The 21,516-nt window shown below is 63.5% G+C and carries 19 protein-coding genes; 12 read left to right on the forward strand and 7 right to left on the reverse strand.

Annotated features, from left to right (window positions below):
- Positions 1-251: 251 nt before the first annotated feature.
- The 3 genes from MesoLj_RS04705 (at position 252) to MesoLj_RS04715 (ending at position 3,968) form a co-directional block, all read left to right on the forward strand.
- Positions 252-1,691, forward strand: coding sequence for a pyridoxal-phosphate dependent enzyme (locus MesoLj_RS04705; RefSeq protein ID WP_140776365.1), 1,440 nt, complete (start codon positions 252-254; stop codon positions 1,689-1,691).
- Positions 1,688-2,869 carry a trans-sulfuration enzyme family protein gene (locus MesoLj_RS04710; protein WP_202325241.1) on the forward strand — a complete coding sequence of 394 codons (1,182 nt, stop codon included), beginning with the start codon at positions 1,688-1,690 and terminating at the stop codon, positions 2,867-2,869. Before MesoLj_RS04705 ends, MesoLj_RS04710 begins: the two co-directional genes overlap by 4 nt.
- Positions 2,870-2,999: 130 nt before the next feature.
- Complete coding sequence (locus MesoLj_RS04715) at positions 3,000-3,968, forward strand: GlxA family transcriptional regulator (protein WP_202325242.1); 969 nt, start codon at positions 3,000-3,002, stop codon at positions 3,966-3,968.
- 42 nt (positions 3,969-4,010) lie between these two features.
- Here MesoLj_RS04715 and MesoLj_RS04720 read toward each other — a convergent pair whose 3' ends face one another.
- The gene (locus tag MesoLj_RS04720; RefSeq protein WP_202325243.1) at positions 4,011-4,475 is read right to left on the reverse strand and encodes a DUF6678 family protein; all 465 of its coding nucleotides are present in this window, start codon (positions 4,473-4,475) and stop codon (positions 4,011-4,013) included.
- Between the two features lie 188 nt (positions 4,476-4,663).
- On the opposite strand from MesoLj_RS04720, the gene MesoLj_RS04725 reads away from it, so the two are divergent.
- The 3 genes from MesoLj_RS04725 to MesoLj_RS04735 are packed head-to-tail and all read left to right on the forward strand — an operon-like array spanning position 4,664 to position 7,605.
- Positions 4,664-5,959 carry a M24 family metallopeptidase gene (locus tag MesoLj_RS04725; protein ID WP_202325244.1) on the forward strand — a complete coding sequence of 432 codons (1,296 nt, stop codon included), beginning with the start codon at positions 4,664-4,666 and terminating at the stop codon, positions 5,957-5,959.
- Positions 5,956-6,636 (forward strand): isochorismatase family protein, encoded by a 681-nt coding sequence (locus MesoLj_RS04730; RefSeq protein WP_140776353.1) that lies wholly within the window; start codon positions 5,956-5,958, stop codon positions 6,634-6,636. Before MesoLj_RS04725 ends, MesoLj_RS04730 begins: the two co-directional genes overlap by 4 nt.
- A gap of 18 nt (positions 6,637-6,654) precedes the next feature.
- Positions 6,655-7,605 carry an alpha/beta hydrolase gene (locus MesoLj_RS04735; protein ID WP_202325245.1) on the forward strand — a complete coding sequence of 317 codons (951 nt, stop codon included), beginning with the start codon at positions 6,655-6,657 and terminating at the stop codon, positions 7,603-7,605.
- A 3-nt stretch (positions 7,606-7,608) separates the two neighbouring features.
- Here MesoLj_RS04735 and dnaQ read toward each other — a convergent pair whose 3' ends face one another.
- The 5 genes from dnaQ to MesoLj_RS04760 form a co-directional block, all read right to left on the reverse strand.
- Positions 7,609-8,337 (reverse strand): DNA polymerase III subunit epsilon, encoded by a 729-nt coding sequence (dnaQ, locus tag MesoLj_RS04740; RefSeq protein WP_202325246.1) that lies wholly within the window; start codon positions 8,335-8,337, stop codon positions 7,609-7,611.
- A gap of 217 nt (positions 8,338-8,554) precedes the next feature.
- On the reverse strand, positions 8,555-9,142 hold the full coding sequence (gene coaE / locus MesoLj_RS04745; protein ID WP_202325247.1) for a dephospho-CoA kinase: 588 nt from the start codon (positions 9,140-9,142) through the stop codon (positions 8,555-8,557).
- A complete protein-coding gene (locus tag MesoLj_RS04750; protein ID WP_202325248.1) occupies positions 9,139-9,981 on the reverse strand; it encodes a shikimate dehydrogenase in 843 nt (280 codons plus the stop codon). The genes coaE and MesoLj_RS04750 overlap by 4 nt, the downstream gene beginning before the upstream one ends.
- Positions 9,974-10,573 carry a Maf-like protein gene (locus MesoLj_RS04755; RefSeq protein ID WP_202325249.1) on the reverse strand — a complete coding sequence of 200 codons (600 nt, stop codon included), beginning with the start codon at positions 10,571-10,573 and terminating at the stop codon, positions 9,974-9,976. Before MesoLj_RS04755 ends, MesoLj_RS04750 begins: the two co-directional genes overlap by 8 nt.
- A 142-nt stretch (positions 10,574-10,715) precedes the next feature.
- A complete protein-coding gene (locus MesoLj_RS04760; RefSeq protein WP_140776340.1) occupies positions 10,716-11,537 on the reverse strand; it encodes a pyruvate, water dikinase regulatory protein in 822 nt (273 codons plus the stop codon).
- Between the two features lie 403 nt (positions 11,538-11,940).
- Here MesoLj_RS04760 and hemE point away from each other — a divergent pair, with 403 nt between their 5' ends.
- The 3 genes from hemE to rho all read left to right on the forward strand — a co-directional run bounded on the left by hemE (position 11,941) and on the right by rho (position 14,990).
- Entirely contained in the window at positions 11,941-12,972 is a 1,032-nt protein-coding gene (hemE, locus tag MesoLj_RS04765; protein ID WP_140776338.1) for a uroporphyrinogen decarboxylase, read from the forward strand.
- Positions 12,972-13,508 (forward strand): protoporphyrinogen oxidase HemJ, encoded by a 537-nt coding sequence (gene hemJ / locus MesoLj_RS04770; RefSeq protein WP_140776336.1) that lies wholly within the window; start codon positions 12,972-12,974, stop codon positions 13,506-13,508. Before hemE ends, hemJ begins: the two co-directional genes overlap by 1 nt.
- A 216-nt stretch (positions 13,509-13,724) precedes the next feature.
- Positions 13,725-14,990: a transcription termination factor Rho gene (gene rho, locus MesoLj_RS04775; RefSeq protein WP_081294988.1), complete on the forward strand. Its 1,266-nt coding sequence runs from the start codon at positions 13,725-13,727 to the stop codon at positions 14,988-14,990.
- A gap of 71 nt (positions 14,991-15,061) precedes the next feature.
- Here the strand turns inward: rho and MesoLj_RS04780 are convergent, their stop codons facing one another.
- Entirely contained in the window at positions 15,062-17,080 is a 2,019-nt protein-coding gene (locus MesoLj_RS04780; protein WP_202325250.1) for a thioredoxin domain-containing protein, read from the reverse strand.
- 65 nt (positions 17,081-17,145) lie between these two features.
- Between MesoLj_RS04780 and mnmE the strand changes: the two genes are divergently transcribed.
- The 3 genes from mnmE (at position 17,146) to rsmG (ending at position 21,469) form a co-directional block, all read left to right on the forward strand.
- Entirely contained in the window at positions 17,146-18,477 is a 1,332-nt protein-coding gene (mnmE, locus tag MesoLj_RS04785) for a tRNA uridine-5-carboxymethylaminomethyl(34) synthesis GTPase MnmE (RefSeq protein WP_202325251.1), read from the forward strand.
- 473 nt (positions 18,478-18,950) lie between these two features.
- Positions 18,951-20,840 (forward strand): tRNA uridine-5-carboxymethylaminomethyl(34) synthesis enzyme MnmG, encoded by a 1,890-nt coding sequence (gene mnmG, locus MesoLj_RS04790; RefSeq protein ID WP_202325252.1) that lies wholly within the window; start codon positions 18,951-18,953, stop codon positions 20,838-20,840.
- Complete coding sequence (rsmG, locus tag MesoLj_RS04795) at positions 20,837-21,469, forward strand: 16S rRNA (guanine(527)-N(7))-methyltransferase RsmG (protein ID WP_202325253.1); 633 nt, start codon at positions 20,837-20,839, stop codon at positions 21,467-21,469. The genes mnmG and rsmG overlap by 4 nt, the downstream gene beginning before the upstream one ends.
- The last annotated feature ends 47 nt before the right edge of the window (positions 21,470-21,516 follow it).

Raw genomic sequence — 21,516 nt, forward strand, 5'->3', positions numbered from 1 at the left:
GGCTGATGGGGTTGCGCTCTACGGCGCCCCCCTCTGGCCTGCCGACCATGCTACAAACTGGAATTTCATTCCCCGTCTGGCCGTCTGATTGGCACGATCTATCTTCTTTCCAACTGTAAACGGCTGGAAAAGAAGCTACGCTGCCGCTCTGCCGGCTCAATCAAAGAAATAGAGCATGATGTCGCCCGAAAACCGCTCACACTTCGGCATCATGCTCTGGGCGGTCGCTTGATCGATCATGGAGCATCTGAATGAGCGAGCAGAAGGTCGCCGCGCCTGACAGCGGTCCCTCGGAAAGTGCAACGTCCCGCCTGCGGCCACCTTACAAATCGGTTCTCGACCTGATCGGCCAGACGCCGGTTGTCGAGCTGACCAAGTTCGACACCGGCAAATGCCGGCTGTTCATCAAGCTTGAAAGCCAGAATCCCGGCGGCTCGATCAAGGATCGCATCGCGCTGTCGATGATCGCCGCCGCCGAAAGGCAAGGCAAACTCAGGCCGGGCGGCACCATCGTCGAGGCGACCGCCGGCAATACCGGCCTCGGCCTTGCCCAGGTCGGCATCCCCAAGGGCTACCGCATCGTGCTGGTCGTGCCCGACAAGATGTCGCGCGAAAAGATCCAGCACCTGCGCGCGCTGGGCGCCGAGGTGCGCATGACGCGTTCCGATGTCGGCAAGGGCCACCCCGAATATTACCAGGACATGGCCGAGAAGATCGCGGCGGAGGTGCCCGGCGCCTTCTACGCCAACCAGTTCGCCAATCCGGCCAACCCGCTGGCGCATGAAACGACCACCGGCCCGGAGATCTTTTCGCAGCTCGACGGCAATGTCGACGCGGTGGTCGTCGGCGTCGGCTCGGGCGGCACGCTGACCGGGCTTGGCCGCTACTTCGCCAAGGTATCGCCAAAGACCGAAATGGTGCTGGCCGACCCTGTCGGCTCGGTGCTGGCGCCCTTGATCAAGACCGGCAAGATGGAAGAGGCCGGAAGTTGGACGGTGGAAGGCATCGGCGAGGATTTCGTGCCGCCCAATGCCGATTTGTCGCTGGTCAAGAAGGCCTATTCCATCACGGACAAGCAGAGCATGCTGGCGGTGCGCGACCTCCTGTCGCGCGAAGGCATTTTGGCCGGCTCGTCGTCGGGCACGCTTTTGTCGGCCGCACTGCGCTATTGCCGCGAGCAGACGGTGCCGAAGCGCGTCGTCACCTTCGTCTGCGACAGCGGCAACAAATACCTGTCCAAGGTGTTCGACGATTTCTGGCTGGCCGAGCAGGGGCTGGCCGAGCACGAGCAGCATGGCGATCTGCGCGACCTCGTCATGCGCTCGCACCGCACCGGCGACACCGTTTTTGTCGGCCCGGACGAAAGCCTGCTCAACGCCTATGGCCGCATGCGCCGCTCGGACGTTTCGCAGCTGCCGGTGCTCGACAATGGCAAGCTCGTCGGGATCGTCGACGAGAGCGATATCCTGGCCAAGGTGGACGGCCCCTATGACGGGCGCTGGGAGCGCTTCAACGGCCCGGTGCGCACGGCCATGACCTCCAATCTGCATACTCTGCAGGCCAGCCAGACGCTGGATGCGCTGCTGCCGGTGTTCGACCGCAACGAGGTCGCCATCATCTTCGACGGCGAAGAGTTCGTCGGCCTGATAACCCGCATCGACCTGATCAACCATCTGAGGCGCGCACGATGACCAAACATACCCCGCCGGCCGGCAAGAACCGCCTGGCCTTCTCGACGCGCACCATCCATGGCGGCCAGAGCCACGACCCGCTGACTGGCGCGGTGATGGTGCCGATCTATGCCACCTCGACCTACGGCCAGCAGTCGCCCGGCGTGCACAAGGGTTTCGAATACGCGCGCAGCCAGAACCCCACCCGCTTTGCCTTCGAGCGCGCCGTGGCCGATCTGGAAAGCGGCACGGCGGCCTTCGCCTTCGCCTCCGGCCTGGCGGCGATCTCGACAGTGCTGGAGCTGCTCGATTCCGGCGCCCATATCGTCGCCACCGACGACATCTATGGCGGCTCCTTCCGGCTGATGGAGCGGGTGCGCAAGCGCTCGGCCAATCTCCAGGTCAGCTTCGTCGACTTCACCGACCTTGCGGCGGTAGAGGCCGCGATCCGGCCTGAAACGAAACTGCTCTGGGTCGAGACGCCGACCAACCCGCTGCTGCGCATCGTCGACCTCGAAGGCGTCGCGGCGCTGGCCAAGCGCAAGGGGGTTCTCACGGTCGCCGACAACACGTTCTGCAGCCCCTATATCCAGCGGCCGCTGGAACTCGGCATCGATATCGTCGTCCACTCCACGACAAAGTATCTCAACGGCCATTCCGACATGGTCGGCGGCGTGGCCGTTGTCGGCGACAACAAGGATCTCGCCGCCCAGCTGAAATTCCTGCAGAACGCCATCGGCGCCATCTCGGGCCCGTTCGACAGTTTCCTGGCGCTGCGCGGCCTGAAGACCTTGGCGCTCAGGATGGAGCGGCATTCCGACAACGGGCTGAAGATCGCGCAGTGGCTGGAAGCGCGAAAAGATGTGCGCCGGGTCATCTATCCCGGCCTCGCCAGCCACCCGCAGCATGCGATCGCCGTCCAGCAGATGCATGCCTTCGGCGGCATGATATCAGCCGTGCTCGACCGCGATCTTGCCGGGACGAAACGCTTCCTCGAGCGCACGCAGCTGTTCACACTCGCCGAAAGCCTCGGCGGCGTGGAAAGCCTGATCGAGCATCCGGCGCTGATGACGCATGGCTCCATTCCCGCCGAGAAGCGCGACGAGATCGGCATATCGGATTCGCTGGTCAGGTTGTCGGCCGGGATCGAGGATGGCGATGACCTGATCGCGGATCTGGAGCAGGCGCTGGGGGGATAGAAGCGGCGGCGCTCTCGTAGGAACCAGCCAATCTCCAAAGCCAGCGCTGTCCGGCGCCGACGTTTCATGGTTGTCGATCGGCATCACCCCAGGTTGACCTCGCGCGCCATTCGCCCGAGATGTAGCGCCCATGGCGACGCGCGAACCCGAAAAACCCACCGAGCCCCTGACTTTCGCGGTGCTGGTGTTCCCCGGCTTTCCGATGATGGCGTTCAGCTCCGTCATCGAGCCGCTGCGTGCCGCCAACATATTGGCGAAGCGGGAGTGCTACCGCTGGATCATCGTCGGCGGCACGAAAGGGGCCGTCGAGGCCTCGAACGGCGTCGTCATCCAGCCCGGTTTCCATGCCGAGGATGCGCCGAAGGTCGACCGCATCGTCGTCTGCTCGGGCGGCGACGCCGATCATCTCGTCGCCGAGGACGCGGCAAGCTGGATCCGCAAGAGCCTGCGCAATGGCGCCCATATCGGCGCGGTGGCGGATGCCGCGTTCTTCCTTGCACGGGCCGGCCTGCTCGATGGCCATGCCTGCACCTTGCACTGGACCAGCCAGGCCGCCTTCACCGAGGCCTTCCCTACGATCGAGCTCAGGCGCGACCTCTATGTCATCGACCGCAAGCGTTTCACCTCGGCCGGCGGCATCGGCAGCCTCGACATGATGCTGGAGATCATCACCCGGGACTATGGCGCCGAACTTGCCGCCGGCGTCGCCGAATGGTTCGTGCACAGCCAGTTGCGATCGAGCGTCGACCGCAAGCTGATGCCGCTCAGGCTGCGCACCGGCGTGCAGAACGAACTGGTACTGTCGGCCATCGCCATCATGGAGGACGCGGTGGAGGAGCGGCTCGGCATGACGGAGCTGACGGCCCGGCTCGGCGTATCCTCCGACAAGCTCGAGCGCTCCTTCCGCTCCGAACTCGCCATCTCGCCCAATGGCTACTACCGGCGCCTGCGGCTGAAGCGCGCCGCCGACCTGCTGGCGCATTCGACGCTTGCCGTGCGCGACGTGGCGCTGGCCTGCGGCTTTGCCTCGATGTCGAGTTTTGCCCGGGCTTTTCGCGAGGAGCATGGGCACCCGCCGAAACTGGCGAGGAGGCATTAGGGCCTTGCCCCCGCAGCCCAAGATCGGCGAAATGTAGCTTGGCTACTTCAGATGGCCGACGACGCGCAAACCTTGTTCGGTAGCTTCAAGGGGGAAGCGTTTGCCGGTAGCCTCGATCACTTTGCGAATAGCGTCTATGTCTTGTGGAAGAAGCGCCGGGGGCACATTGTTTGGTCTCGTCTTCATCACAATCCGCCGAAATTCAATCCACTCTATCTCGACCAACGGGTGGACATTCAAGGGCCATAAATCCACGTAGGCATGGGGTGGGTATAAACCAGGGAACACCGGTGACCATTCCTCGCTGTCGCCAACAAATTTGACTGCGATTCCCTTGATATCAACGCCAGAGTTTTCCAATGCTTTGAACAAAGTGCGCCATTTTGTATTGGACATGAGCGAAGCCGAATATTTCTGCGTAACTTCTTTCTTAGCTCTGAGCCGTAGCGCATTCATGTCTATCGCCGGTTCTCTTCTTTTTGGCACGATTTGAGCTCCAATAGTCATGGATATATTCGCTGAGTTGAAATGCCTCCACAATACCGATGAATGGCCGGACCGTCTTTGATCATGTGTGATTGGCTTTAACCGAGGTTGCGGCGGCATTCCGCACAACAAACGCGGTATTTCGCACAATCCATCCGCCCCGGCTGCGCCATGCTCCGACCTTGCAATCCACCCAAGGCCAGGCACCCATGAGCATCGTCGTATTCGACCCCGACAGCACCGAAGACGTGGACTTCAAGGACCGCATGCGCCACCCGGCGGCGGCCGATCCGGCCGGCGGCATGTGGCTGTCGGACACCGAGCCGTCCTTCATCGATGCCGACGCTCTGCGAAAGGGTCGGCTGGCCAAATTGCGCGGCTGGATGCGCGAGGCTGGTTATGGCGGCGTCGTGCTGTTCGACCCCTACAACCAGCGCTACGCCACCGGCTCGCGCAACATGTTCGGCTATTTCCTGCGCAACTCGACCCGCTATTTCTTTATCCCGACCGAAGGGCCGATCGTGCTGTTCGAATACCCGCAGAGCTACCATGTCTCGATGGTGCTCGACACGATCGACGAGGCGCGTCCGTCCAAGCTGGTCTGGTCGTCTGTCTCCGGCCGTGACGACGAAACCGCCGGGCCGTTCGCCGACGAGATCGCCGAGCTGTTGAAAAAACATGGCGGCGGCTCGATGAAGCTCGGGCTCGACCGCTGCAGCCATCTGCAGGCGCTGGCGCTGGAGAAGCGCGGCTGCGAGGTCCGCGACTGCCAGGGCGAAATCCTGGCGGTGCGCGCGGTGAAGACGCCGGAGGAGGTGAAATGCCTGCAAGTGTCGATGGCCGGCGCTGAAGCCGCGGTCTATGCGGTGCGCGAGGCGATCAAGCCCGGCGTTTCCGAAAACGACCTGTTCGCCATCATGTATGGCGAGGTCATCCGCCAGGGCGGCGAATTCATCGAGACGCGGCTCCTGACATCAGGCCAGCGCACCAATCCGTGGTTCAACGAAGCCAGCGGCCGCAAGATCCGACCCGGCGAACTGCTGGCGCTCGATACCGACACGATCGGCTGCTACGGCTACTATTCCGATTTCTCCCGCACCTTCCGCTGCGGACCGGGCAAGCCGACCGCTTACCAGAAGTCGCTCTACCGCATGGCGCATGACCAGGTTCAGCACAATATCTCGATCGTCAAACCCGGCATGGCTTTCCGCGAAATCGCCGAGAAGGCTTGGAAGATCCCGGACCGTTTCGTCGACCAGCGTTATACTTCGGTGATGCACGGCGTCGGCATGCATGGCGAGACGCCGTTTATCGCGCATGCCATGGATTACGAGACCTATGGCCGCGACGGCCATATCGTGCCAGGCATGGTGGTGAGCGTGGAAAGCTATATTGGCGAGAAGGGCGGCCGCGAGGGCGTCAAGCTGGAGGACGAGATCCTGATCACCGACACCGGGACGGAGCTTCTGTCGCGCTTCCCCTATGAGGATGAGTTTCTGGCGTGAAGGCTCCCATCGCCATCAAGCGCGGCACCGTGGCCGCGGTCTTCATCGACCTGCAGGAAGAGCACCGGCAGGACCCGCGCTATCTGGTCGAAGGCTTCGCCGGGATCCTGGCCAATGTCCAGCGCCTGCAGGAAGCGGCGCGCGCAAACCACGTGCCGCTCCAGCACTGGGCCTATATCGTCGACCTCGACAAGCAGGACCGGCCCTTTCATCCCGTCGGCGCCGACGGCAAATCGGCTTTCTCCGACAAAAGCGATCCGCTGACCGAAATCTGCCATGAGGTGGCGCCTGCCGCTGGCGAGGCGCTGCTGGTCAAGGCCGAGGCCAGCGCCTTTCGCACTGGCTCAGCCGCCGATCGACTCAAGGCCTCCGGCATCGAATGGCTGGTCATCGCTGGTGTGTGGACGGAGGCCTGCATCGACGCATCGGTAAAGGATGCGGTTGCGAAAGGTTTTCGCGTGCTGCTGGTCAAGGATGCCTGCGGCAGCGGCAGCGCGGCCATGCACCAGACCGGCATCCTCAACCTTGCCAACCGGCTCTATGGCGGCGCTGTCACCGACACGGACGGCGCCTGCCGGCTGCTGGCCGGAGAGGCGGTCTCCGCCTGGCAGGTCGAGGGCTCGGTGCCGCTGCGCTTCGGTTTCGATAACGCAGCCGCCCTCTACGCGGATCTGTGACAGGTTGGGCAGGCTGACATGACCGGCCGCGGCAAGTACGAAACACGGCTCGATCCAGCGCTGTGGGCCTACATCGACCGCGTCAACGCCTGGTATCCGCCCGAGATCACCGGCCTGCCGATCGACAGGCAGCGCGCGGTTTATGACAGGATGTGCCGGGCCTTCCATCAAGGGCGCCCGACAGCGGTCAAGGTCAGCGACGGCCTGGTCGCCGCGCCGAGCCACGACATCCCGATCCGCCACTACCAGCTCGGCGGCAGCCCCGCGCGCGCCATGGTGCTCTATTTCCATGGCGGCGGCTTCATCCTTGGCGGGCTCGACAGCCATGACGACATCTGCGCCGAGCTCTGCGCCGGCACCGGCTTCGACGTGCTGTCGGTCGACTACCGGCTGGCGCCCGAGCATGTCCATCCCGCCGCCTTCGACGATGCGATGACCGCTTTCACATGGGCGGTGGCGACGTCAGACCTGCCGCTCGTGCTGTGCGGCGAGAGCGCCGGCGGCAATCTGGCCGCCGCGGTGGCGCACGCGACGCGCCAACACGCCCGGACCGCGATCGGCCAGGTGCTGATCTATCCCGGTCTCGGCGGCGACGAGAGCAAGGGTTCCTATGTCGAACATGCGGAGGCGCCGCTGCTGTCCGTCGGCGACATCGCCTTCTACCGCGACGTCCGCTCGGCCAAGCCGCAAGCGCCAGACGATCCTACCTTCTCGCCGCTGCGCGACAGCGACTTTTCCGGCCTGCCGCCGACGGTGGTCATCACGGCCGAGTGCGATCCGCTGTCATCCGACGGCGAGACCTACCGCGACCGCATCCTGGCCGCCGGCGGCAAGGCATGGTGTCATGAGGAGAAGCGCCTGGTTCACAGTTTCCTGCGCGCCCGCACCACGGTGCCCGCAGCCGCCGAGGCATTCGCGCGCATCATCGCGGCGGCTGGCGCGCTGGGCCGGAGCGAATGGCCGTACTGAAGGCTAGGACGACGTCGCGGTATTTGATTCGGGTGACGTCGCCTTCAGCCAAAGCGCCTTTTCGCCAAGCGTGGCGACCATGGCGGCATGCGCCGCGCGCTCCGCGTCGGTCAGGCGCGGCAGCAGCGGCCTCGCACGCTCGGCGACGATGATCTCGATGTGCCTGACATTCTCGCCGCCTCGCGCCGGTGCTGTCGAGCTGTCGAGGACGAGGGCGGCCTGCTTGCCGCCGATCAGCTCGATATAGACCTCGGCCAGCAATTCGGAATCGAGCAGCGCGCCGTGCTTGGTGCGCTTCGTGTTGTCGATGCCGTAGCGCCGGCAGAGCGCGTCGAGCGAATTGGGGCCCATCGGGTGCTTGCGGCGCGCCAGCGCCAGCGTATCGACGACGCGGCCGGGATCGACGACGGGATGACCGAGCCGGCCGAATTCGACATTGAGGAAGCCGATATCGAAGGTCGCGTTGTGGGCGACCAGCTTGGCGCCGTCGGTGAAGTCGAGCCACGCCTGCGCGATCTCGGCAAAGGTCGGCTTGCCCGCAAGGTCGGCCGCGCTGATGCCGTGCACGGCTTGCGCTTCCTCATGGATCGCCCGGCCCTGCGGGTTGATGTAGTGGTGGAAGGTCCTGCCGGTCGGGAAACGGTTGACCAGTTCGACGCCGCCCAGCTCGATCACGCGATCGTCGCGCGAATCAAGGCCGGTGGTTTCCGTGTCGAAGATGATCTCGCGCATCGAATCAGTCGCTCCAAAGGAGCAGAATCACGAGGCCGGAACAAAATGGCAATGCCTCTTTTCCCTTCTCCCCTTGTGGGAGAAGGTGGATCGGCGCGTTAGCGCCGAGACGGATGAGGGGTGTTCCAGCGGAGTGAGACGTTGGCGTTCCCTGGAGCACCCCTCATCCGTCGCCTTCGGCGACACCTTCTCCCACAGGGGAGAAGGAAAGGAAGCGTCAGTGACACCCGATCAACTCCGCAATGATTGCATCGACCTGGGCACGCGCGGCATCCAGACCCTGGCCGGTGTCGATGATGAAATCCGCCAGCTTGCGCTTCTCCTCATCCGGCACCTGCTTGGCCAGGATGGCCGCCAGTTTCTCTTCCGTCATGCCCGGCCGCGCCAGTACGCGCTGGCGCTGCACTTCGGCGGGCGCGGTGACGACGACGACCTTGTCGACGCGACCACGGCCGCCGGTTTCGAACAGCAGCGGGATGTCGAGCACCGCGATCGATTCGCCAGCGTTACGATGCCTGGCGAGGAAGGCGTCGGCATCGGCGCGGACCAGCGGATGGATGATGGCTTCCAGCTGCTTCAGCGCGGCGGCATCGCCAAGGACGCGCGCGCCGAGCTTTACGCGGTCGACCACACCGCCAACCGTGGTGCCGGGAAAGGCGGCCTCCACCAGAGGCGCCGCCGCGCCGGAATAAAGGCGATGCACCGTCTCGTCGGAATCGTGGACCGGCACGCCGGCCTCGGCGAACATTTTTGCCGTCGTCGACTTGCCCATGCCGATCGAACCGGTAAGGCCGAGCACGATCATGGTTTCGGCACCAGATCTGCGACGATGAGCGCGCGCAGCTCGGCCGTGACCTGAGGCCTGACGCCGAACCAGTGTTCGAAGCCGGGCACGGCCTGGTTGAGCAGCATGCCGAGGCCGTCGACCGTTTTCACCCCCCTGGCGCGCGCGGCGGCGAGCAGCGGCGTCTCCAGCGGCACATAGACGAGGTCGGTGACGACGGCATGGTCCGGCAGCAAGGCCGGATCGGCGGAGAGGCCTTCATTGCCGACCATGCCGAGCGCGGTGGTGTTGACCAGCAGGCCGGCGTCGGCCAGCAATTCGTCGGTCGCCGCCGTGCCGTGCGCCGAAACGCCGGCGCCGAAACGGTCGCGCAATTCCTGTGCCCGGGCCAGCGTGCGGTTGACGATGCGGATATCGCTGACGCCACGCTGCTTCAGCGCCTGGATGACGGCGCGCGACGCGCCGCCGGCGCCAAGCACGACCGCGGGTCCGGTGTTCGCCCACCCCGGCGCGTAGTCATCCAGGTTGGCGGCAAAGCCGTGGCCATCGGTGTTGCCGCCCCACAGGACGCCCTCCTCGAACCACAGCGTGTTGACGGCGCCGATCTCCTCGGCCGCCTGGTCGCGGCGAGCGGCGAGCGCAAAGGCGGCTTCCTTGTGCGGGATGGTGACATTGCCGCCGCGAAACCCGTTTGCCTGCAATGTCGCGATGAATTCGGCGAAATCCTGCGGCGCCACGTCGATGGCCTGGTAGCTGCCGTCAATGCTGTGTTTTGCCAGCCAGTGGCCGTGAATCTTCGGCGAGCGCGAATGCTTGATCGGATGGCCGGTGACGAAGGCCTTCTTCATTGCCTCAGCCATCGATGGCTCCCAGTGTGCGCAGTTCCGCCAGCAGCGGCAAAAGCGGCAGGCCGACAATCGTGAAATGGTCGCCTTCGATCTTCTCGAACAGCTGGATGCCTTCACCCTCGATCTGGTAGGCGCCGACGCTGGCCAGCGCCTTGGCGCCGACACGGGCAAGATGCCGGCCGATGAAGCCGGGGTCGAGCTTGCGCATGGTCATGGAGGCGATACCGACATGGCGCCACAGCACCTTGCCGTCACGGACCAGCACGGCGGCGCTGTTGAGCTGGTGCGTCCTGCCCGATAGCGCCAGGAGATGGCGGCGCGCACCCTCCATGTCGGCCGGCTTGTGGAACACCTCGTCGCCGAGCGACAAGGTCTGATCGCAGCCAAGCACCAGCGCGCCGGGCCGGCGCTCGCTGACCTCGGTGGCCTTGGCCTCGGCCAGCACCAGGGCGACATCCTCGGGCGAAACCCCGCTGTCCTGCAACGGTGCCTCGAGCGCGCGCTCATCGACTTCGGCGGGCACCGCCTCGATGTCGAGCCCGGCATTGACGAGCATCGCCTTGCGGAACGGGCTGCCGGAGGCGAGGATGATTTTTTCGGTCATGGTTTGTGCCTGGGTATTGTGGTTGGGATGCTGACTGAGTGGCGCGCATTCAACCGCCGCACCCCTTGGCCACCGTCACGGCATGCCGTGACCTTCAAGCTTCGCGGCGGTGGGGTGCCATCACCGCGCAGCCCGGCCCCAATTATCTGTTCTTCCCTCTCAGGGCAACGATCGCCGCGGCCGTTTCCTCGATCGAGCGGCGGCTGACATCGATCATCGGCCAGCCGTGACGGGTACAGATCTGTCGGGCGTAGGCGAGCTCCTCATTGATCGCCGCGCGGTCGACATAGTCGGTCGGCACGTAGGAGCTGCTGTTGCCGAGGATACGGTTCTGGCGGACATGCGAGATGCGCTCCGCGGTGGCGATCAGCCCGACGATCAGCGGTGTCCTGGCGGCGACCAGGCTTTCCGGCACCGGCACGCCAAGCACGATCGGTATGTTGGCGGTCTTGATGCCGCGATTGGCGAGATAGATGCTGGTCGGCGTCTTCGAAGTGCGCGAGATGCCGATCAGCACGACATCGGCATCGTCCATGTTGAGCGGCAACTGGCCGTCATCATGGTCCATGGTGAAGTTGAGCGCATCGATGCGGCGGAAATATTCGGCGTCGAGAACGTGCTGGGCGCCGACGCGCCGGCCGGCCGGCGTGCCGAGATAGGACTGGAAGACGGTGAGCACCGGTTCCAGCACGGAGACACAGGGCAGGCCCATGGTGGCGCAGCGCTCGTCGATGCCGCGCGCCAGCTTCTGGTCGACGACCGTATAGAGAATGATGCCCGGCTCCTCCTCTATGTCCTCGAACACCTTGGCCACCTGCTTTTCGGTGCGGATGAGAGGGTAGATGTGCTCGATGGCGCGCGCATCCTTGTATTGCGCCGACGCCGCCCGCCCGGCGGCGAGCAGCGTTTCGCCGGTAGCATCGGAAATCAGATGCAGGTGAAAGAAGCTCTGGGGTTTGTTCACAGGGATCACCTGGGGCTGTGGGCGGATGTGGATAAGGTCGGATGGAAAGACAGGACCGTGGGAGGCGACTGTATCAGATGCCGGTTTGTCCACAATTCGATCGTCTGTCAGCTTCACCGAGCGGCTGGGGACAAATCTGGGGACGGGTTCTTTTGCCTTCAGGCCATCCACAGGGCCGGGTTTTTGCGGGATGTTCCAAGGCTTTGACTCCAATGATAGATTCCGGACTGTCCCCAGAACACCGTAGCCGGGAGAGAGAAGCGCGCGACAATATGCTTGCTGGCTTTTTGCCTGGCGAAGCGGGACAGGTGACAACCACCACAACCAACAGACTCTTAGAATCAGAAGAATCTTAGATATAAGAATCTTTGATTATAGGAAGGCTGGGAGAGGCGAGCGTTCAATGCCCAAAAGCCGGATCATGCTGGACGTCCTGAAGGGCGAGGCAGTGTTTCCGCCTCCGCTCTGGATGATGCGTCAGGCCGGGCGCTATCTGCCTGAGTATCGTGAAACACGCAGGCGCGCCGGTTCGTTCCTCGACCTCTGCTACGATCCCGACCTCGCCGTCGAAGTGACGCTGCAGCCGATCGAGCGCTTCGGCTTCGATGCCTCGATTCTGTTCTCGGATATCCTTGTCGTTCCGCATGCGCTAGGTCGCGACGTGCGCTTCGAAGAAGGGCGAGGGCCGCTTTTGACGCCGATCTCGGTTGCCGAGATCATGGCTCTGGAAAGCGATGTGTTTCACGTGAATCTCGAACCGGTCTATGAGACGGTTCGCCGGTTGCGGACAAAACTGCCTGATGAAACCACCCTGATCGGCTTCTGCGGCGCGCCGTGGACGGTGGCGACCTACATGATTGCCGGCCATGGAACCCCCGACCAGGCGCCGGCGCGGCTGTTCGCCTATCGTGAGCCGGCGGCGTTTCAACATCTCCTGAAGGTGCTCGCCGATCATTCGGCGGCCTATCTGATCCGCCAGATCGAGGCCGGCGCCGACGTCGTGCAGATTTTCGATTCCTGGTCCGGCGTGCTCGACGATGCGTCGTTCGACCAGTTTTGCGTCTGGCCGGTGGCCGAGATCGTCAGGCAGGTTCGGGCGGTCCATCCCGATGTCCCGATCATCGGTTTTCCCAAGGGTGCCGGCGCCCGCTACCGGACCTATCGCCAGAAGACCGGCGTGACGGGGCTGGGGATCGATTGGACGGTGCCGCTGGCGGCGGCGAAGGACCTGCAGCGCTCTGGGGCTGTTCAGGGCAATCTCGATCCCTTGCGTCTTGTGGCTGGCGGCAAGGCGCTGTCCGATGGCGTCGAGACCATCCTGAAGGCGCTGGGAGACGGACCGCTGATCTTCAATCTCGGCCACGGCATCACGCCGGAGACACCGATCGCGCATGTCGAGGCTATGGTGAAACAGGTCAGGAGCGCGGTACGCTGATGGCTGATATGAACAACACCAACAGCACCGGCCAGGCGATGATGCGCATGATCATCAGCATCGGCATCCTGATTGTGCTGACAGCGCTTCTGTTTTTCGTCGCACCCGAAGGCTTCTACCCCTGGGCAAAGGCGATCCATATCCTCGCCGTCATCTCCTGGATGGCCGGCATGCTTTATCTGCCGCGGCTGTTCGTCTATCACGTCGATGCCGAGAAAGGTTCGGTGCAGTCGGAGACCTTCAAGGTGATGGAGCGGCGCCTGCTGCGAGGCATCATCAATCCGGCGATGATCGTCACCTGGGTGTTCGGGCTGTGGCTCGCCTGGAAAGTCTTTGGCTTCCAGGGCGGCTGGTTGCACGCCAAGATCGGCCTGGTGCTTCTGTTGTCCGGTGTTCATGGCTATCTGGCCGGCGCGGTGCGGAAATTCGCTGAAGATCGCAACGAAAAGTCCGCGAAGCACTGGCGGATCGTCAACGAGATCCCCACATTACTGATGGTCGCAATCGTGATCCTGGTTGTCGTCAAACCGTTCTGACGCAGGCCGCGCGAAAGTGGTCGCGGTTTATAGATAACGACATGCCGCGCTTCGGGCTTTTTCAGCCCGCAAAACGCGGCTTGCTCTTTCATCCGACCGACGATAAAAGACGGGTCTTCCTTCCCGTCATGCGCCGCCCCTCATTGTTTTCGGCCGCGCCCGGCATTTGTCGCATCCCGCCGATATTTTTTCCCAAAGCTCACCCAGAGTCCGTCTATGCAAGAAATGAAACTTACCGAATTCAAGAACAAGAAACCGCCAGAGCTGATCGCTTATGCCGAATCGCTCGAGGTGGAGAACGCCAGCGTCATGCGCAAGCAGGAGCTGATGTTCGCGATCCTGAAGAAACTGGCCGCCCAGGACGTCGAGATCATCGGCGACGGCGTGGTCGAAGTGCTTCAGGACGGTTTCGGCTTCCTGCGTTCGGCCAACGCCAACTATCTGCCAGGTCCCGACGACATCTATATTTCGCCGTCGCAGATCCGGCGCTTTTCGCTGAAGACCGGCGATACGGTCGAAGGGCCGATCCGCAGCCCCAAAGAGGGTGAGCGCTATTTCGCGCTGCTCAAGGTCAACACCATCAATTTCGACGATCCCGAGAAGATCCGTCACAAGATCCACTTCGACAATCTGACGCCGCTCTATCCGACCTCGCGGCTGAAGATGGAGATGGAGGTTCCGACCTCCAAGGACATCTCGCCGCGCGTCATCGACCTGGTGGCGCCGCTCGGCAAGGGCCAGCGCGCCCTGATCGTGGCGCAGCCGCGCACCGGCAAGACGGTGCTCCTGCAGAACATCGCCCACTCGATCACCACCAATCACCCCGAATGCTATCTGATCGTGCTTCTGATCGACGAGCGGCCGGAAGAAGTGACCGACATGCAGCGTTCGGTGAAGGGCGAGGTTGTGTCCTCGACTTTCGACGAACCGGCGGTGCGCCACGTCCAGGTCGCCGAAATGGTTATCGAAAAGGCCAAGCGCCTGGTCGAACATGGCCGTGACGTCGTCATCCTGCTCGATTCCATTACCCGTCTCGGCCGCGCCTACAACACCGTGGTGCCGTCATCCGGCAAGGTGCTGACCGGCGGTGTCGACGCCAACGCGCTGCAGCGCCCGAAGCGCTTCTTCGGCGCGGCGCGCAACATCGAGGAAGGCGGTTCGCTAACCATCATCGCCACGGCGCTGATCGACACCGGCAGCCGCATGGACGAAGTCATCTTCGAAGAGTTCAAGGGCACCGGCAATTCGGAAATCGTGCTCGACCGCAAGGTCGCCGACAAGCGCATCTATCCGGCCATGGATATCTTGAAGTCCGGCACCCGCAAGGAGGACCTGCTGGTTCCGCGCTCCGACCTGCAGAAGATCTTCGTGCTGCGCCGCATCCTGGCGCCGATGGGAACCACCGACGCGATCGAGTTCCTCATCGACAAGCTGAAGCAGACCAAGACCAACGCCGACTTCTTCGATTCGATGAACACGTAAGGCTCTTACCCTCCCCCTTGTGGGGAGGGCCGATCCGCGCAACGTGTGGGTCCAGCGCCGGGGTTGGCGATTCACTTTCGCCGCAACAGCCGCTCCAATTCCTCGGCATCTGTCACCGCCGGCAGACAGACCTGGCCGGTACAAAGCCATGCGCCCGGCCTGTTGGTTGGCGGGAAGATGCCACCGGGCAGGAGTGGTCGATTCGCCTCCGAACCAATCGTTGTGATGATGTCGACGCGGCGTGGGTCAGGGCATCGATTCGCAACCGGAACGAGCTTCGGATCTTCCGGCCTGTCCACGATGACCAGTTTCAGGGGCTCAATTGCGAGCGAACAGGCATTGACGATGCCCGCCTGGCCGTAGGCCTGATGCGCGGCGCGGCCGGCCGCGTGCTCGGCGACCTGCCAGGCCTTTTCCTGCAGATCGAGATCGCCAGTAACGGAGGCGAGCCGGACCAGCGCTTCGATGATCTGGCTGGTGGCTGACGGAATGGCCTCGTCGACATCGCCCCTGATGCGGATCGGCACGTCTGTGCTGTCCGAAGCGGTCAGATAGTAACCCGTCCCCGTGGCGTCGGCGTGCCAACGGTCGAGTTGCTCGACGAACCCGCTGGCCTGATCGATATAATTCCAATCGCCTGACGCTTCGAACAGCGAGATCGCGGCGTTGGCCATGGCGGCATAATCGCTCGACAGTGCGGGGAAGAGTTTTCTCGGGCCGAGCATGGAGTGCGGCAGGCGCTTGTCGTGGCTGGCCGCGACGATATGGGCAAAGGCCTTTGCCGCTGCTTCGATCCAGTCGGGCCGTTTCAGCGAGCGGCCGGCTCCTGCGAGCGCGGCTATCATCTGGCCGTTCCAGTCGGTGAGGGTCTTTGCATCCAGGCCCGGCCTGACCCGCTCTTCCCGGACCGCCAGAAGCCGCGCCTTGAGGGGGATCAATCGTTCGCGGTCGGCCACGCCCTGGGCTTGCTGGGCGCGGGTTTGGTGGACAACCGGCTTGCCTTCCCAGCCATGCGGGCTGGAAAGTGTGAAGTAGTTGAAAAACAACGAGGAATCGTCGCCCAGGACGGTTTCCACTTCCTCCCGGCTCCAGGTGTAGAAAAGACCTTCCTCACCATCGCTGTCGGCGTCCAGGCTGGCGGCGAAAGCGCCGCCGTCGACGCGCATTTCGCGCAGAAGCCACCCGACCGTCTCTTCGATTCGTATCCGGAACAAATCATTGCCGCTCGCCGCATAGGCCCAGTTGCAGAAGCGGACGAGCTCCGCATTGTCGTAGAGCATCTTCTCGAAATGCGGCACCAGCCATTCGGCATCGGTCGAGTAGCGGCTGAGCCCGCCGCCGATCTGATCGTAGATGCCGCCGCCGAGCATCTGTTCGAGGCTGATGAGCACGTCGTCGCGATGCGTGGCGTTGCCGTCGCGCAGCCAGGACAGCCAGAGCGTGAGCATGAATGGCGCGTTGGGGAATTTCGGGGCGCCACGCAGGCCGCCAAGGTCACGATCGATCATGCCGCCGATGCGGCCGGCGAGGTCGCTCAGTGTACCGCGGTCAAGGCTTTCCTTGGCGTGCGTGCCGGAGAGCCGCGCTTCGACATGGCCAGTCAGGCCGTCGGCGCTCTGGTTCAGGCTGGCGCGCTTTTCCCGCCAGGCCTTGTCGACCGCTTCCATCACCTGGGTGAATCCCGGGCGGCCATAGCGCGACTCGCGCGGGAAATAGGTGCCGCCCCAGAACGGCTTGCCGTCCGGGGTCAGGAACATGGTCAGCGGCCAGCCGCCTTGTTCGCCCATCGAGGACAAGGCCGCCATATAGATCTGGTCGATGTCCGGGCGCTCCTCGCGGTCGACCTTGATATTGACGAACAGACGGTTCATGACGGCGGCGACCGCGTCATTCTCGAAGCTTTCATGGGCCATGACATGGCACCAGTGGCAGGCGGCATAGCCGACGGAAAGCAGGATCGGCTTGTCGAGGGCCTTGGCTTCCTCGAGCGAAGCCGGCGACCAGGCCCGCCAATGGACGGGATTGCCGCTGTGCTGCTGCAGGTAGGGGCTGGCCTCGTCGGCAAGCAGGTTTTGCGCGGGCAATGTCACAATGGAACTCGGGTAACTCGGTTCAGCGTGTGGCGAAAGCTAGGGCGGTTCAGCAGAGCGGGCAAATGATTTCAGGCGATTCGATCGTAGCGCTGTCCAGCGGCCGGCTTCCGGCCGGCGTTGCCGTGCTGCGCATCTCCGGTCCGCAGACTCGATTCGTAGTCGAAACGATCGCCGGCGATATGGTTAAGCCCCGTGCCGCGGTTCTGCGCACGTTCAGGACACCGGATGGATCGGTGCTGGACAGCGGACTTGTCGTCTTCTTTCCGGGCCCGGCCAGCTTTACCGGAGAGGACGTGGCCGAATTCCATGTCCATGGCGGACGCGCGGTTGTGGCCAGAATGCTGGAGACGATCGTTGCTTTTGACGGCGTCAGGCACGCGGAGCCGGGCGAATTCACGCGTAGAGCCTTTCTCAATGGCAAGGTCGACCTGGTCGAAACCGAGGCGCTGGCGGATCTGGTCAATGCCGAGACCGAGGCGCAGCGCCGCTTTGCCATCCAGAATGCCGAGGGCGCTCAGAGCGCGCTTTATCTCGGCTGGCGCCGGCGGCTGATTCATGCGCGTGCCATGATTGAGGCCGAGATCGACTTTGCCGATGAAGACGATGTGCCGGGTTCCGTTTCGGATACGGTCTGGTCTGACGTGCGTGTGATGATCGCCGAAATCGATCGCCACGTCGCCGGATTTCGCACCGCCGAAATCATCCGTGAGGGGTTCGAAGTCGTCATCCTTGGTGCGCCGAACGCCGGCAAGTCGAGTCTGTTCAACGCCTTGGCGCGACGCGATGCAGCTATTGTAACGGATGAGCCGGGCACAACACGGGACCTGCTTGAGGTGTTGCTTGATCTCGATGGGATGCGCGTCAGGCTGACGGATACGGCCGGGCTGCGCGATGCGCCGGGCAAGGTAGAGGCAATCGGCATCGAGAAGGCGCGGGCCAAGGCGGATCGCGCCGATCTCTTACTGCTGCTCGAAGATAGTTTGTCTCCCCGAGGCGTCGGCCCGTTCGCGGGTACGGCACCTCTGCTGCGCGTTGGCACCAAACTCGACCTGCTGGATGAGCAGGCGGCTCGGGATGCGGCCGGCGGCTATGACCTTGTTATTTCAACCGTAAAGGGGACAGGCGTGGAGGCGCTGCTTGCTGAAATCGGCAGGCGCGCTGCGGAAGCTGCCGGTGATATCGGCGATGTTCTGCCATCGCGCCTGCGCCACGTCGAACTGCTCGGCGAGGCCAATCGCCATCTGCTTCGCGCCACCGATAACGGCGCCGCGGGCCAGGAACTGCGCGCCGAGGAGTTGCGGCTGGCGGCGGATCGCCTTGGCCGGATCGTCGGCGCCATCGATGTCGAGGATATGCTCGATGTGATCTTCGGGCAGTTCTGCATCGGCAAATGACTCACGTGAAACAATGAGTTGGGTCGGAGACTGGCTCGAGTGCTCGGCGCTGATAATTGAGCGGCGACATCAACAGGTTCGTCGTCCTAGGGCGAAGCAAGGAGCGAAGCGACGCGGCGCAGACCCTAGGATCCATGCCGGGGCTCCAATGCTCCGCAGCGGCGCAGGATTTGTTCCGCTGCACCCTGCATCCAGGGTCACGGAATGGATCCTCGGGTCTCCGCGACGCCGCTGCGCGGCTGCTCCGCCCGTGGATGACGAAGTTGGGACGCCTCGGCAATGCGCGGCCATGACTCACGTGAAACAGCTTCGACCGCTGTGACTCACGTGAAACATGGCGCTACGCTCGCCCTCCTCACAAGGGGGAGGGTAGGTAATCCTTTGTTTCACGTGAAACTTGCGGCGAAGTTTTCTTGACAGGCTCGCCCTGCGGGGACATGTGTCCCTCAATCTTTGAGTCCGGGACATTTGAAATGACCGATCACTATGATGTGGTTGTGGTGGGCGGCGGCCATGCGGGTTGCGAGGCGGCGAGCGCCGCCGCGCGCGCTGGTGCGAAAACCGCGTTGGTGACACTGCGCTTCGCCACGATCGGTGTCATGTCATGCAATCCGGCGATTGGCGGCCTCGGCAAGGGCCATCTGGTTCGCGAGATCGACGCCATGGACGGCCTGATGGGTCGCGTGGCGGACGCCGCCGGCATCCAGTTCCGCCTGCTCAACCGGCGCAAGGGCCCGGCGGTCCGCGGGCCCCGCACGCAGGCCGACAGGAAGCTCTATCGCCTTGCGATGCAAGAAGCGATTCGGCAGCAGAACGATCTCGAGGTGGTCGAGGCGGAGGTCCTGGATTTCGAGATCGACAATGGCAAGATCGCCGCCGTTCTGCTGGCGGACGGCAGGCGGCTGGCTTGCGGCGCCGTGGTCCTAACAACCGGTACCTTCCTGCGCGGCCTCATTCATATCGGCGAGAAGAAGATTGTTGCCGGCCGCATGAACGAGCAGGCGAGCCTGGGTCTGTCGGCGACGATGGACAGGGCAGGCTTCAGGCTTGGCCGGCTGAAGACCGGGACGCCGCCACGGCTGGACGGAAAGACCATCGACTGGGCTTCGCTGGACCGCCAGGCGGCGGATGAGGATCCGGTGCCGTTCTCGCTGATGACCGACCGCATCGAGACACCGCAGATCGACTGCGGCATCACGCGCACGACATCAGCCACGCATGAACTGATCCGCGCCAACCTTGGCCGCTCCGCCATGTATTCCGGCTCCATCGAAGGCGTCGGCCCGCGCTATTGCCCGTCGATCGAAGACAAGATCGTCAAGTTCGGTGACCGGGACGGCCATCAGATCTTTCTCGAGCCGGAAGGGCTCGACGACGATACGGTCTATCCGAACGGGATCTCGACCTCATTGCCCGAGGATGTGCAGCTCGATATCCTCAAAACCATTCCGGGGCTGGAGCGCGCGGTGATGCTGCAGCCCGGCTATGCCATTGAATATGATCATGTCGATCCGCGCGAGCTGCATCAGACACTGGAAACAAAACGCGTCGCCGGGCTGTTCCTCGCGGGACAGATCAACGGCACGACCGGGTATGAGGAGGCCGCCGGACAAGGCTTGCTTGCGGGGCTCAATGCGGCGCGGCGGGCGGCGGGCGGCGAGCACATCGTGCTCAGCCGCACCGAAGCCTATATCGGGGTGATGGTCGATGACCTCACCAGCCGGGGCATCAGCGAGCCCTATCGGATGTTTACCTCGCGTGCCGAATTCCGCCTTTCGCTGCGGGCCGACAATGCCGATGAGCGGCTGACGCCGCTGGCGGAGAGGCTGGGGATCGCTTCGGCGCGGCGGAGGCAACGCTATAGTGAGGTGATGCAGCGTCTCGACGCGGCGCGGGAGCTGGCCAATGCCCTGACCATGACGCCCAACGAGGCGGCGCGGCACGGGCTGGAGATCAATCGAGACGGCGTGCGCCGGTCCGCCTATGAATTGCTAGCCTATCCCAGCGTCGATGTCGCCTGGCTGGCCAGGATTGAGCCGAAATTTGCCGCGATCGATGCCAAGACCGCCGAGCGCCTCGAAACGGAGGCGAAATATTCCGTCTATCTCGACCGCCAGAAGACCGATGTGGCGCAGATTCGCCATGAGGAGAGCCGGCTGATCCCCGAGACGGTCGATTTCACCGGCGTTCCCGGACTGTCGAATGAATTGAAGCAGAAGATGCAGGCACGGCGGCCGCGTTCCATTGCCGATGCCCAGCGCATGGAGGGCATGACGCCGGCGGCGCTGGCGATCATTGTCGCCCATGTCCGGCATCATGAAAGCGCGCAAAGGCTCCAGCGCGAACAAAAGGATGTTGCGTGAGCTCTTTTTCCCTGGAGAGGCTGGAGGCGGCCGCCGGCCCGGTTTCACGTGAAACATTCGACCGCCTGGTGGCGTTCGAACAGATGTTCCAGAAATGGAACCGCAGCATTAATCTCGTCGCGCAGTCGACGTCGGGCGATGTCTGGCAACGCCATATATTGGACAGCGCACAGCTCGCCCGCATAGAACCCGGTGCTCTGCGTTGGGTCGACATCGGTTCCGGCGGTGGATTTCCAGGCCTTGTCATGGCTTTCCTGCTCGCCGAGCGCCCAGGGGCCAGTATCGATCTGGTGGAAAGCAACCGCAAAAAGGCTTCGTTCCTGCAGGCTGTCGTCGGCCAGTTCAACCTGCCGGCTCGGGTCGTGGCGCGCCGCATCGAGGACAGCCATGCGCTTGTTACGACGCCGCAAATCGTTACGGCGCGGGCTCTGGCCTCGCTTTCGGTCCTTCTCGACCTGTCGGCGCCGTGGCTGATGTCAGGCGCGCGCGGGCTGTTCCACAAAGGCCGGGATTATCGCGCGGAAGTGCAAGAAAGCGTTAACCGATGGTCCTTCGATCTGGTAGAACATCCCAGTGTGACGGACCGGCATGGCGTCATCCTTGAACTGTCAAATCTGCGACCTGTCTGATCTTCGACTTGTCGAGCTATCTGGCGACCCAAAATGAATTTCTGGCA

This window comes from Mesorhizobium sp. 113-3-9 (assembly GCF_016756515.1).
Classification (GTDB): Bacteria; Pseudomonadota; Alphaproteobacteria; order Rhizobiales; family Rhizobiaceae; genus Mesorhizobium.